Consider the following 12,516-nt stretch of genomic DNA (forward strand, 5'->3'; position numbering starts at 1 on the left):
CGGCGAGGGGCGGAGTCGGCGCCCGGATACGGAACGAGCCCGGACCCTCAGCTGGCTGAGTGGACCGGGCTCTTCACGACGTGCCCCCGGAGGGATTCGAACCCCCGACCTACGGTACCGGAAACCGGCGCTCTATCCCCTGAGCTACGGAGGCGCACAGCAGGAAACACTACCACCTGCACGGGTCGCTCGACGCACTCCGAACGCCCGGCGAACGGCTCAGCCGAGGACGTTCGCGATGACGTCGGCGACGAGGCCCTGCGCGTCGCCGGGCTCGAAGAGGGCGGGGGATTCGACCACGATCCAGTACCCGTCGGCGAACACCTGGGCCTGTCCGACTCCGCCGGACTGCCGGAAGAAGCCCTCGACCTCGGGCGGGGTCCCGTACGTGGGCACGGGGTTGGAGCGCATCGCCGCGTCGCCGACCTGCAGTTCGTACGCGTGCTCGGGGAGCGTGGCCACGCCGACCTCGATCACGTCGCCGCTCGTCTGGTTGCTCCACCCGCAGGCCGTGCCCGACGCCGCGACGACGTCGGCGATCGTCGCGGCCGAGGGGGCGTAGTCGGGCGCGGTGCCGTAGCTCGGGTTGAACGCGTACACCTGGTCGGGCGTGAGGATCTCGTCGCACGCGACCTCGAACGGGATCGGCTCCTCGGTCGGCTGGGGTTCCGCCGGCGCCGTCGCCGCCGCGGAGCCCGTCGCCGCGGGCGGAGCCGAGGTCCCCGCCGGGGAGGCCGAGGGGTCCGTGCAGGCGGACAGGACGAGGGCGAGCGCGGTCGCGCCGGCCGCGGCGAACACGGCCGGGCGGAGTCGGGGGAGAAGGGCGTTCGGGCGCGGCATGCGGGAAACGATAGCAACGCCGCCCGGTAGGATCTTCGAGTGACTCCCGCCGACCTCTCGCGTGCCCTGTACGACCTCGTCGACGCCCTGGTCGCCCGGCGACGCGAGGCGGGTGCCGACGTCGAGCTGGACCTCGCCCCCGACGCCGTGACGCTCGAGCGTCCCAAGCTCCGCGAGCACGGAGACTGGGCGTCGAGCATCGCCCTGCGCATCGCGAAGCCGCTCGGCGCGAACCCGCGCGAGCTCGCGACCGAACTGGCGGCCGGCCTCGCCGGCGTCGACGGCGTCGCGAGCGCCGAGGTCGCCGGACCCGGCTTCATCAACATCCGGCTGGATGCCGCGGCCGCCGGCGCGCTGGCGAAGGCGATCGTCGACGCCGGCACCGCGTACGGCCACGGCGACTCGCTGTCGGGTCGCGTGATCGACCTCGAGTTCGTCTCGGCGAACCCCACCGGTCCGCTGCACATCGGGCACACCCGCTGGGCGGCGCTCGGCGACTCGATCGGCCGCGTGCTGCGCGCCGCCGGAGCCGAGGTCGCGAACGAGTACTACATCAACGACGCCGGCAACCAGATGGACAACTTCGGCGCCTCGGTCATCGCGGCCGCGAAGGGCGAGCCGACCCCTGAGAACGGCTACCCGGGCCGGTACATCGCCGACCTCGCCGCGCGGGTGCTCGAGCGCGAGCCCCACCTCCTCGACCTCGACGACGAGGTCGCGCTGCACACGGCCCGCGAGATCGCGTACGAGCTCCAGCTCGCCGAGATCCGCGCGTCGCTCGAGCGCTTCAACGTGCGCTTCGACGTGTGGACGAGCGAGCGCGCGCTGCACGCGAAGGACGACGACGGCATCTCGGCGATCGACGCCGCGGTCGAGCGCCTTCGCGCACAGGGCCACGTGTTCGACGAGGACGGCGCGGTGTGGGTGCGCACGACCGACTTCGGCGACGACAAGGACCGGGTCATCCGTCGCGCGAACGGGGTCTACACCTACTTCGCCGCGGATGCCGCGTACTACCTCGACAAGGGCGACCGCGGGTTCGAGCACAAGATCTACCTGCTCGGCGCCGACCACCACGGCTACGTGCATCGCCTGAAGGCGCTCGCGGGTGCGGCGGGCGACGACCCGGAGCGCGACATCGAGGTGCTCATCGGCCAGCTCGTGAGCATCAACGGCGCGAAGCTGTCCAAGCGCGCGGGCAACATCATCGAACTCGACGACCTGCAGGCCTGGCTCGGCACCGACGCGCTGCGCTACACGCTCGCCCGGTACCCGGCCGACTCGCCCCTCGCGATCGACCCCGAGCAGCTGCGCCGCCGCACGAACGACAATCCCGTCTTCTACGTGCAGTACGCGCACGCGCGCACGGCGGCCGTCGCCCGCAACGCCGCCTCATCCGGCGTCGACCGCTCGTCGTTCGCTCCCGAGCTGCTCCAGCACGAGGCCGAGTCGGCGCTGCTCGGGGCGCTTCAGGAGTTCCCGCGCATCGTCGCCCAGGCCGCGGAGCTCCGCGAGCCGCACCGCATCGCCCGCTACATCGAGGAGCTCGCGGGCCTCTACCACCGCTGGTACGATAACTGCCGCGTGCTCCCGCTCGGCGACGAGCCGGTCGGCGACCTGCATCGCACGCGGCTCTGGCTGAACGACGCGACCGGGCAGGTCATCCGCAACGGCCTCGACCTGCTCGGCGTGTCGGCGCCGGAGCGGATGTAGCCTCGCCCGCATGAGTTCACGCGACGCCGACACGGTTCCCGTCGACCCGGTCGGCGGGACGGACGCCCCGCCGCCCCGCCGTCGCCGGGGCGGCCGTGTCGTGGTCGTCGTCCTCGTCGTGCTCGCGGTCTTCGCCGCTCTCCTGGTCCTCGTCGAGACGGTCGGGCGGGGCATCGCCGAACGGAACGTCGCCGACTCGATCGAGCGGTCGCTGCCCGAGGGCGTCGAAGGCGAGGTCCGCGTCGAGATCATCGGGTTCTCCGCGCTCTGGCAGGCGATGACCGGGAGCATGGACGAGATGGTCGCCACCGCGCCCGAGCTCCTGGTGAACGGCGTCCCGGTCGACGTGACGGTCACGGCGTACGGCGTCCCGCTCGCCGAGGGCGCGACGCTCGAGCGCGGCGAGGCGGAGGCGTCGATCGACGGCGACGCCGTCGACGAGATCGCCGCGTCGCAGGGGATCACCGGCGGGCTCACCCTCGGCGAGGGGACCGTCGCGTACGAGGACGAGACCACGTTCCTCGGCATCCCCATCGGCTTCTCGATCACCGCCGAGCCGGAGGCGGCCGGCGACCGCGTGCTGCTCCGGCCCGTGGCGGCCGACATCAGCGCCGGGGGCGGCAGCTTCGACGCCTCCGGCCTGGTCGACGGTGTGCTCGGCGGCGACCCGGTCCCGATCTGCGTCGCCGACCGGCTCCCCGAGGGGGTCGAGCTCTCCGGCATCGAGGTCGAGCCCGATCGCGTGACCGTCCGGCTCGAGGCGAGCGGGCTCCCGCTCGTCGAGGAGACCCTCGCCACGACGGGCACCTGCGGCTGAGCGACGCCGCCGGTCCGGCTGCACCACGTCCGCGACATCCGGTGTCGTCGTCGATTCGGCCGCCGCGACCGGCGTCGGTAGACTCGCCCGTATGCCGCCCCACAAGGGCGGCCCGCACCGAGGCTTCAGGAACCGATCCGGGTTCGCTCGCCGTCCGAGCGATCCGTCGTTCCATCGTCCCGTGAGGTTCCCCGTGTCATCCAGCGCATCCGTCCCCGCGATGCGCGGCGCGCCCGCGGACGCCGGCGCGCTCGATCCTGCCGTCTGGCCCGAGGGCGCCCACCGCGACGACGCCGGCCGGATCGTGGTCGGCGGCGTCGACGTCGAGACCCTCGCCGACCGCTTCGGGACTCCGCTCTACGTCGTCGACGAGCAGGTCGCGCGCTCGCGCGCCCGCCGGACCCGCGCCGCCTTCGAGCGGGCGGCGGCATCCGTCGGCACCTCGGTCACCGTCTACTACGCCGGCAAGGCGTTCCTCTCGGGCGCGGTCGTCCGCTGGATGACCGACGAGGGGCTCGCGATCGACGTGGCGACCGGCGGCGAGCTCGCCGTCGCGCTCGCCGCGGGCGCCGACCCCGCGCGCATCGGGTTCCACGGCAACAACAAGTCGGTGCGCGAGATCGAACGCGCCGTGGCCGCCGGCGTGGGCACGATCATCATCGACAGCGAGGTCGAGGTGCTCCGGGTCGCGGATGCCGCGGCGCGCGCCGGCCGCGTGCAGCGTGTCCGACTGCGCGTCAACTCGGGCGTGCACGCGTCGACGCACGAGTTCCTGGCCACCGCGCACGAGGACCAGAAGTTCGGCATCGCGCTCCCCGACGCGGCGCGCGTGGTCGCCGGCATCCGATCGCACGACTCGCTCGACTTCGTCGGGCTGCACTGCCACATCGGATCCCAGATCTTCGACGCCGCCGGCTTCGCGGAGTCGGCCGAGCGGCTGCTCGCCGTGCACGCCGAACTGTCGGCGGTCGCACCGGTGCCCGAGCTGAACCTCGGCGGCGGATTCGGCATCGCCTACACCGAGGCCGACCAGCCCGCCCCGATCGAGGAGATCGCCGACGGCATCGCGCGCGCCGTCGCCGCCGCGAGCGAGCGGCTCGGCGTTCCGGTGCCGCGCCTCGCGTTCGAGCCGGGTCGCTCGATCATCGGTCCGGCCGGCATCACGCTCTACACGGTCGGCACCGTGAAGCCCGTGCCGACCGACGAGGGCTGGCGCCACTACGTGTCCGTCGACGGCGGCATGAGCGACAACATCCGCACCGCGATGTACGGCGCGTCGTACACGGTGCGCCTCGCGTCGCGTGCCTCCGACGAACCGGCGGCGCTCGTGCGCGTCGTCGGCAAGCACTGCGAGTCCGGCGACATCGTCGTCGACCACGACTGGCTTCCCCGCGACGTCGCTCCCGGCGACCTCGTGGCGGTCGCCGCGACCGGCGCGTACTGCTGGTCGCTGGCGTCCAACTACAACCACGTGCCACGACCGCCGGTCGTGGCCGTCTCCGGCGGCGCCGCGCGCGTGATCGTGCGCGGCGAGAGCGAGGAGGACCTCCTCGCTCGCGACGCCGGGCTGTCCGACCACGACGATGACGCACACGGAGTCACCGCATGATCGAATACCGTTCCATCCGCGTGGCGCTGCTCGGCGCCGGCTCGGTCGGCTCCCAGGTCGCCCGGCTGCTGCTCGAGCAGGGCGACGAGCTCGCCAATCGCATCGGCGCGAGGATCGAGCTCGTCGGCATCGCCGTCCGCGACGTCGACGCCCCGCGCGACGTCGCGCTGCCGCGCGAGCTGCTCACGACCGACGCGGAGTCGTTGATCCTCGGAGCCGACATCGTGATCGAGCTCATGGGAGGGCTCGAGCCGGCGCGCACGCTCATCCTGAAGGCCGTCTCGTCGGGTGCCGACGTCGTCTCGGGCAACAAGGCGCTGCTGGCCACCCACGGTCCCGAGCTCTTCGCCGCAGCGGAGCAGGTCGGCGCCCAGCTCTCGTACGAGGCCGCCGTCGGCGGCGCCATCCCGATCATCCGGCCGCTGCGCGACAGCCTCGCGGGCGACCGGATCGACCGCATCCTCGGCATCGTCAACGGCACGACGAACTTCATCCTCGACCGGATGGACACGACCGGCGCCTCCCTCGAGGACGCGCTCGCGACCGCCACCGAGCTCGGCTACGCCGAGGCCGACCCGACCGCCGACATCGGCGGCTACGACGCCGCGCAGAAGGCCGCGATCCTCGCCAGCCTGGCGTTCCACACGAGCGTTCCCGTCGACAAGGTGCACCGCGAGGGCATCACGGGCGTCACGGCCGCCCAGGTCGAGTCGGCCAAGCGTGCGGGCTACGTCGTGAAGCTCCTCGCGATCTGCGAGCGCCTCGCCGACCCCGAGACGGGGGAGGAGGGCGTGTCCGCGCGCGTCTACCCGGCCATGGTGCACCGGAGCCATCCGCTCGCCGCCGTGCACGGCGCCAACAACGCGGTATTCGTCGAGGCCGCGGCTGCCGGCCCGCTCATGTTCTACGGCGCCGGCGCGGGTGGCGTGCAGACGGCGTCCGCCGTCCTGGGCGACCTCGTCGCGATCGCACGCCGCCACGTGCTCGGCGGGCCGGGCACGGCCGAGTCGACGCACGCCGAGCTCCCCGTGCTCGAGATCGGCCGCATCACGACCCGCTACGCCATCACGATCGAGGCCGCCGACCAGCCGGGCGTGCTCGCGACGATCGCCCACGTGTTCGCCGACCACGGCGTCTCGGTCGGCGAGCTCGAGCAGACCATCAACGACGAGAACGGCCGGGCTACGCTGGTGATCGGCACCCACGAGGCGCGTGAGTCCGCGCTCGCCGAGACGGTCGCCGCGCTCGCCGACAGCCCGGTCGTGACCTCCGTCGCATCCGTCATCCGAGTCGAAGGAGCAGAGTGAACCACCAGGCAACGAAGGCGCCGTCGCGCCAGTGGCGCGGCGTCATCCGGGAGTACGCCGATCGCCTCGACGTGACCGACGCCACCCCGATCGTCACCCTCGGCGAAGGCGGCACGCCGCTCCTGCCCGCGCCGGCGCTCTCGCGCCGGACCGGCGCGGACGTGTGGGTCAAGTTCGAGGGCATGAACCCGACCGGCTCGTTCAAGGACCGCGGCATGACCATGGCCGTCACGAAGGCCGTCGAGGGCGGCGCCGAGGTCGTCATCTGCGCCTCGACCGGCAACACGTCGGCCTCGGCCGCCGCGTACGCCACGCACGCCGGCATCAAGGCCGCCGTGCTCGTCCCAGAGGGCAAGATCGCGATGGGCAAGCTCAGCCAGGCGATCGCGCACGACGCGCAGCTCATCCAGATCCAGGGCAACTTCGACGACTGCCTCGACATCGCGCGCGACCTCGCCGAGAACTACCCGGTGCACCTGGTCAACTCGGTGAACAACGACCGGATCGAGGGCCAGAAGACCGCCGCCTTCGAGGTCGTCGAGGTGCTCGGCGACGCGCCCGACCTCCACTTCATCCCGGTCGGCAACGCGGGCAACTACACCGCGTACACGCGCGGGTACCGCGAGGACATCGCGGCGGGCAACGCGACGCGGCTGCCGCGCATGTTCGGATTCCAGGCCGCCGGCTCCGCGCCGCTCGTGCGCGGCGAGCCGGTCCGCAACCCCGAGACCATCGCGAGCGCGATCCGCATCGGAAACCCGGCGTCGTGGCACCTCGCGCTCGAGGCGCGTGACCTGACGGACGGGTACTTCGGCGCGATCGAGGACGACAAGATCCTCGAGGCCCAGCGGATCCTCTCGGCCGAGGTCGGCATCTTCGTCGAGCCGGCCTCCGCGATCAGCGTCGCGGGCCTGCTCGAGCGGGCCGAGGCCGGGCAGGTGCCGGCGGGCGCGAGGGTGGTCCTCACGGTCACCGGGCACGGCCTGAAGGACCCGCAGTGGGCGCTCCGTCGTCCCGACGGCTCCGAGGTCGCGCCGACCGTCGTCCCCGCCGACGTGGCGCACGTCGCCGAGGTGCTGGGGCTCGGCGCATGAGCGCCTCCGCCGCGGCGGAGGCGACGCCCTCGACGGACGACGTCCTGCTCGGGCGGAAGGTGCACGTCAAGGTCCCGGCGACCTCGGCGAACCTGGGTCCCGGCTTCGACACGCTCGGGCTCGCGCTCGCGCAGTACGACGAGGTCGAGGTCGAGGTCGTCGGCTCCGGGCTCGAGATCGAGGTGCACGGGGTCGGCGAGGGCGAGGTCCCGCTCGACGCATCGCACCTCGTGGTGCGTGCGATGGCGCACACGTTCGCCCGGTTCGGCCGCGAACTCCCCCCGATCCGCCTCGTCGCCCACAACTCGATCCCGCACGGTCGGGGCCTCGGTTCGTCCGGCGCGGCGATCGTGGCGGGCGTCATGGCGGCGAAGGGCCTGCTCGCGCCAGAGGTCGAGATCTCCCCGGACGGACTGCTCGAGGTCGCGACGGAGCTCGAGGGGCACCCCGACAACGTCGCGCCGGCGCTCTTCGGCGGGCTCACGATCGCCTGGGTCACGCCGGAGGGCCCGCGCCACAAGAAGCTCATGGTGCACCGCGGGGTGTCCCCGCTCGTGCTCGTGCCCGAGCACGAGATGTCCACCGCGCTCGCACGGAGCCTCCAACCGCAGTCGGTTCCCCACGAGGACGCCGTCTTCAACGTCTCGCGTTCGGCACTGCTCGTCGCGGCGCTGATCCAGAGCCCCGAACTGCTGCTCGCGGCCACCGAGGACAAGCTCCACCAGAGCTACCGGGCCGAGGCGATGCCCGAGACCGATCGGCTCATCCGGCGGCTGCGCGAGGCGGGCCATCCGGCCGTGGTGTCGGGGGCCGGCCCGTCGATCCTCGTGCTCGCGAGCGATCCGAGCGAGCGGGCGGATGCCACGAGACTCGTCGAGGAGACGGCCGACACCGCCTGGCAGGCCCTCCCGCTGGCGGTCGACTTCCTCGGCGCGACGGTGACGCCGGTCGACCGCGACTGAGGGACGCGCGCGGATTCCACCTCGGGATCCGCGCCGCACCGCGCGGCGCGTGGTCCGAGCGCGGACCGCCGGGTGCTAGACTGAGGTCCGCACCCGGTCGGCGCTGCACCACTCGCGCCGTCGCCGTTCGGTGCGATTCCCGGCATCTCATGCTTTCGCCATCGCGCAGATCTGCGCCTCGCGCGCACGTCTGCGACGTGCCGCGATCAGCTCTCCTCGGCCAACCCCCAATACCTGGCCAGGGGAAAGGACAATCCCAGTGACCAACGGAACCGACCACGCGGAGCGCGTGGACCGCACCCGCCTGTCGACCATGAAGGTCGCCGAGCTCCAGGAGCTCGCGTCCTCGCTCGGCATCGCGGGCGCCTCGAAGCGCCGAAAAGGAGAACTCGTGGAGTTGATCTCCGCCCACACCGACGGCACCGCGGCCGTCGAGGCCGACGTCGTCGTCGAGCCGGCCCCCGCAGCGCCCGCCGAGGCCGAGGCTCCCGCCGAGGCATCCGCGACGTCCGTCGACGAGGTGGCTGCCGACGCCCCTGTCGCCGAGGCCCCGGCCGCGGAGGCACCGGCGGCGGAGACCCCGGCCGCCGAGCCCGCCCGTCGTGGCCGCCAGCCGCGTCGCGCCACGAGCGCCACGGCCGCAGCGTCCCACGCGAACGCGGGGACGACGGGCGTCGAGCTCGTGCCCGCCGACGCTCGTGCCGATGAGGCGCCCGCCGCCGGCGGCTCGTCCGATGACGAGGCCCGCGAGGCTGCACGTGCCGCCGTGCGCGAGCAGCTCGCCGCCGCGACCGCCGCAGGCCGGAAGGGCGACGCCGCCGACGCCGGCGACGCCGGCGACGGCGAAGGCGAGGGCGACGGCAAGGCCGAGCAGCCCACGGAGCAGCGTCAGGGCCGCAGCCGCAACCGCGGTCGTCGCGGCGGCGCCGACCGTGCCGACGGGCAGAAGGCCGACCAGCAGCAGGGCGGACGCCGTGCCGACGAGCAGGCCGACGGCGACAAGGCCCGCCAGTCCGAGTCCGAGAAGGGCCGCCAGGGCGGCGATTCCGACAAGGGCAAGCAGGACCAGCAGGGCGGTCGTGGAGCTCAGGGCCGCGGCGACCAGCAGGGCCGCGGCGGCGACCAGCAGGCCGACGGCGAGGGCGGCGGCCGCCGCAACCGCTACCGCGACCGCAAGCGCCGCGGGCAGGGCCAGGGCGACGAGGTCGAGCCCGAGATCCTCGACGACGACGTGCTCATCCCGATCGCCGGCATCCTCGACGTGCTCGACAACTACGCGTTCGTGCGCACGACCGGGTACCTGCCCGGACCGAGCGACGTGTACGTCTCGCTCGGCCAGGTGAAGAAGTACAACCTGCGCAAGGGCGACGCGGTCGTCGGATCGATCAAGCAGCCGCGCGAGGGCGAGGGCAGCAGCCGCCAGAAGTACAACGCCCTGGTCAAGATCGACTCGGTCAACGGCCAGACGGCCGACGAGGCCGCGGCGCGCGTGGACTTCCAGAAGCTCACGCCGCTCTACCCGCAGGACCGCCTCCGCCTCGAGACCGAGCCGACGAAGCTCACGCAGCGCATCATCGACCTCGTGGCACCGATCGGCAAGGGCCAGCGCGGCCTCATCGTCGCGCCGCCGAAGGCGGGCAAGACGATCGTGCTCCAGCAGATCGCGAACGCCATCGCCACCAACAACCCCGAGGTCCACCTCATGGTCGTGCTCGTCGACGAGCGCCCCGAAGAGGTCACCGACATGCAGCGCACGGTCAAGGGCGAGGTCATCGCCTCGACGTTCGACCGCCCCGCCGAGGACCACACCACGGTCGCGGAGCTCGCGATCGAGCGTGCGAAGCGCCTCGTCGAGCTCGGTCACGACGTCGTCGTGCTGCTCGACTCGATCACCCGCCTCGGCCGCGCCTACAACCTGGCCGCGCCCGCATCGGGACGCGTGCTCTCGGGCGGCGTGGACGCGTCGGCGCTGTACCCGCCGAAGCGGTTCTTCGGCGCGGCGCGGAACATCGAGAACGGCGGCTCGCTGACCATCCTCGCGACCGCGCTCGTCGAGACCGGCTCCAAGATGGACGAGGTGATCTTCGAGGAGTTCAAGGGCACCGGCAACTCCGAGCTGCGCCTGTCGCGTCACCTCGCGGACAAGCGCATCTTCCCCGCGGTCGACGTGAACGCGTCGTCGACGCGTCGCGAGGAGATGCTGCTCTCGCCCGACGAGGTGAAGATCACCTGGAAGCTCCGTCGCGCGCTCGCAGGACTCGAGCCGCAGCAGGCCCTCGAGGCCGTGCTCGGTCGCCTTCGCGAGACGCAGTCGAACACCGAGTTCCTCCTGCTCATGCAGAAGTCGGCACCGGTCGGCGGCAACGGGAACGGGCACGGCCACGAGTCCGACCACCGCTGATCGATGTTCGAGTCCGTCCAGGCACTGATCACCGAGCACGCCTCGCTGCAGGACGAGCTGGCCGATCCGGCGCTGCACGCCGACGCCGCGCGTGCGAAGCGGGTGAACCGGCGCTACGCCGAGCTCAGCCGCATCGTCGCCGCGCACGACGCATGGCGGCAGGCGCAGGAGGACCTCGAGGCGGCGCGTGAGCTCGCCAAGGAGGACCAGGCGTTCGCGGAGGAGGTCCCCGGCCTCGAGGAGCACCTCGCGGAGTCGCAGGAGAAGCTGCGCCGGCTCCTGATCCCGCGCGACCCCGACGACGGGCGCGACGTGATCATGGAGATCAAGGGCGGCGAGGGCGGCGCCGAGAGCGCCCTCTTCGCGGCCGACCTGCTGCGCATGTACATCCAGTACGCGCAGTCGAAGGGCTGGAAGACCGAGCTCCTCGAGCGCGACGAGTCCGACCTCGGCGGCTACAAGAACGTCCAGGTCGCGATCAAATCGAACGCCTCCGACCCGTCGCAGGGCGTCTGGGCGCACCTGAAGTACGAGGGCGGCGTGCATCGCGTGCAGCGCGTTCCGGTCACCGAGACGCAGGGGCGCATCCACACGTCGACGACCGGCGTGCTCGTGTTCCCCGAGGTCGACGAGCCGGAAGAGGTCGAGATCAACCAGAACGACCTCAAGATCGACGTCTACCGCTCATCGGGCCCGGGCGGGCAGTCGGTGAACACGACCGATTCCGCCGTGCGCATCACGCACGTCCCGACCGGCATCGTCGTCGCCATGCAGAACGAGAAGTCGCAGCTGCAGAACCGCGAGGCCGCGATGCGCGTGCTCCGCGCCCGCCTGCTCGCGCGCCAGCAGGAGGAGATCGCGGCCGCGGCGTCCGACGCGCGGAAGTCGCAGATCCGGTCCATGGACCGCTCCGAGCGGATCCGCACGTACAACTTCCCCGAGAACCGCATCGCCGACCACCGCACCGGGTACAAGGCGTACAACCTCGACCAGGTCATGAACGGCGCGCTCGAGCCCATCATCGAGTCGGCGATCCAGGCCGACGAGGAGGCGCGGCTCGCCGATCTCGGCGACCAGTGAGCGATCCCGCGATCCGTCCGTTCGCCGAGCGCGACTGACGGAACGCGTCATGCGCACGGACGGCGTCGTCTCGCGCGCCTAGATGTGGAAGTCGACGTGCCAGTCGTGCATGCCGCGCGCGGCATCCGCCGTCGCCGGGGAGAGCGGCTTCGCGACCGCGGGGATCCCGACGAGCAGCGAATGCGGGGGAGCACCCCTCGTGACGACGGCATTGGCGCCGATCGCGCTGCCGGAGCCGATCTCGATGTCGCCGAGCACCTTCGCGCCCGCACCCACCGTGACGCCGTCACCGAGCGTCGGGTGGCGCTTCGCGCCGCGGGGGGCGCCCCGCGGCGCCTTCCCGCCGAGGGTCACGCCGTGGTACAGCATCACGTCGTCGCCGATGATCGCCGTCTCGCCGATGACGACGCCCATGCCGTGGTCGATGAAGAACCGCCGGCCGATCGTGGCACCCGGGTGGATCTCGACGCCCGTGAGGAAGCGCACGAACTGCGAGACGACGCGCGCCGGCAGACGGAGCACCGGGACCTGCCACATGCGATGAGCGAGGCGGTGCGCCCAGATCGCGTGCAGGCCCGAGTAGGCGAGCACGATCTCGATGCGGTTGCGTGCGGCGGGGTCGTGGGACCGGGCCGTTGTGACGTCTTCCCTGAGGCGGCCGAGGATTCCCACCCGTCCAGTCAACCAGATCGC

At 72.5% G+C, this 12,516-nt stretch carries 10 protein-coding genes and 1 tRNA gene; 8 read left to right on the plus strand and 3 right to left on the minus strand.

Annotated elements, in window-relative coordinates; genetic code table 11:
- Positions 1 to 81: 81 nt before the first annotated feature.
- Together ACFVHK_RS04565 and ACFVHK_RS04570 are read right to left on the minus strand one after the other, a co-directional pair.
- Positions 82 to 154 (minus strand) — tRNA-Arg (locus ACFVHK_RS04565).
- Between the two features lie 65 nt (positions 155 to 219).
- Positions 220 to 840, minus strand: a complete 621-nt coding sequence (locus tag ACFVHK_RS04570) for an iron ABC transporter ATP-binding protein (protein ID WP_376927805.1) — start codon at positions 838 to 840, stop codon at positions 220 to 222.
- Positions 841 to 879: 39 nt separating this feature from the next.
- On the opposite strand from ACFVHK_RS04570, the gene argS reads away from it, so the two are divergent.
- From argS to prfA, 8 genes are all read left to right on the plus strand, one after another.
- A complete protein-coding gene (argS, locus tag ACFVHK_RS04575) occupies positions 880 to 2,553 on the plus strand; it encodes an arginine--tRNA ligase (RefSeq protein WP_376927806.1) in 1,674 nt (557 codons plus the stop codon).
- A 10-nt stretch (positions 2,554 to 2,563) separates the two neighbouring features.
- Complete coding sequence (locus tag ACFVHK_RS04580) at positions 2,564 to 3,370, plus strand: LmeA family phospholipid-binding protein (protein WP_376927807.1); 807 nt, start codon at positions 2,564 to 2,566, stop codon at positions 3,368 to 3,370.
- 220 nt (positions 3,371 to 3,590) lie between these two features.
- On the plus strand, positions 3,591 to 4,979 hold the full coding sequence (lysA, locus tag ACFVHK_RS04585; RefSeq protein WP_376927996.1) for a diaminopimelate decarboxylase: 1,389 nt from the start codon (positions 3,591 to 3,593) through the stop codon (positions 4,977 to 4,979).
- Positions 4,976 to 6,286 (plus strand): homoserine dehydrogenase, encoded by a 1,311-nt coding sequence (locus tag ACFVHK_RS04590; protein ID WP_129234373.1) that lies wholly within the window; start codon positions 4,976 to 4,978, stop codon positions 6,284 to 6,286. Before lysA ends, ACFVHK_RS04590 begins: the two co-directional genes overlap by 4 nt.
- The gene (gene thrC / locus ACFVHK_RS04595) at positions 6,283 to 7,380 is read left to right on the plus strand and encodes a threonine synthase (protein WP_129234372.1); all 1,098 of its coding nucleotides are present in this window, start codon (positions 6,283 to 6,285) and stop codon (positions 7,378 to 7,380) included. The genes ACFVHK_RS04590 and thrC overlap by 4 nt, the downstream gene beginning before the upstream one ends.
- On the plus strand, positions 7,377 to 8,342 hold the full coding sequence (gene thrB, locus ACFVHK_RS04600) for a homoserine kinase (protein ID WP_376927808.1): 966 nt from the start codon (positions 7,377 to 7,379) through the stop codon (positions 8,340 to 8,342). The genes thrC and thrB overlap by 4 nt, the downstream gene beginning before the upstream one ends.
- Before the next feature lie 259 nt (positions 8,343 to 8,601).
- Positions 8,602 to 10,743: a transcription termination factor Rho gene (rho, locus tag ACFVHK_RS04605; RefSeq protein ID WP_376927809.1), complete on the plus strand. Its 2,142-nt coding sequence runs from the start codon at positions 8,602 to 8,604 to the stop codon at positions 10,741 to 10,743.
- Between the two features lie 3 nt (positions 10,744 to 10,746).
- Positions 10,747 to 11,823: a peptide chain release factor 1 gene (gene prfA / locus ACFVHK_RS04610; protein ID WP_376927810.1), complete on the plus strand. Its 1,077-nt coding sequence runs from the start codon at positions 10,747 to 10,749 to the stop codon at positions 11,821 to 11,823.
- A gap of 78 nt (positions 11,824 to 11,901) precedes the next feature.
- On the opposite strand, the gene epsC is transcribed toward prfA, so the two are convergent.
- Positions 11,902 to 12,495 carry a serine O-acetyltransferase EpsC gene (gene epsC / locus ACFVHK_RS04615; RefSeq protein ID WP_376927811.1) on the minus strand — a complete coding sequence of 198 codons (594 nt, stop codon included), beginning with the start codon at positions 12,493 to 12,495 and terminating at the stop codon, positions 11,902 to 11,904.
- Positions 12,496 to 12,516 lie beyond the last annotated feature (21 nt).

Origin of the sequence: Agromyces binzhouensis (assembly GCF_042672355.1) — a bacterium.
In the GTDB taxonomy this organism is placed as follows: domain Bacteria; phylum Actinomycetota; class Actinomycetes; order Actinomycetales; family Microbacteriaceae; genus Agromyces; species Agromyces binzhouensis.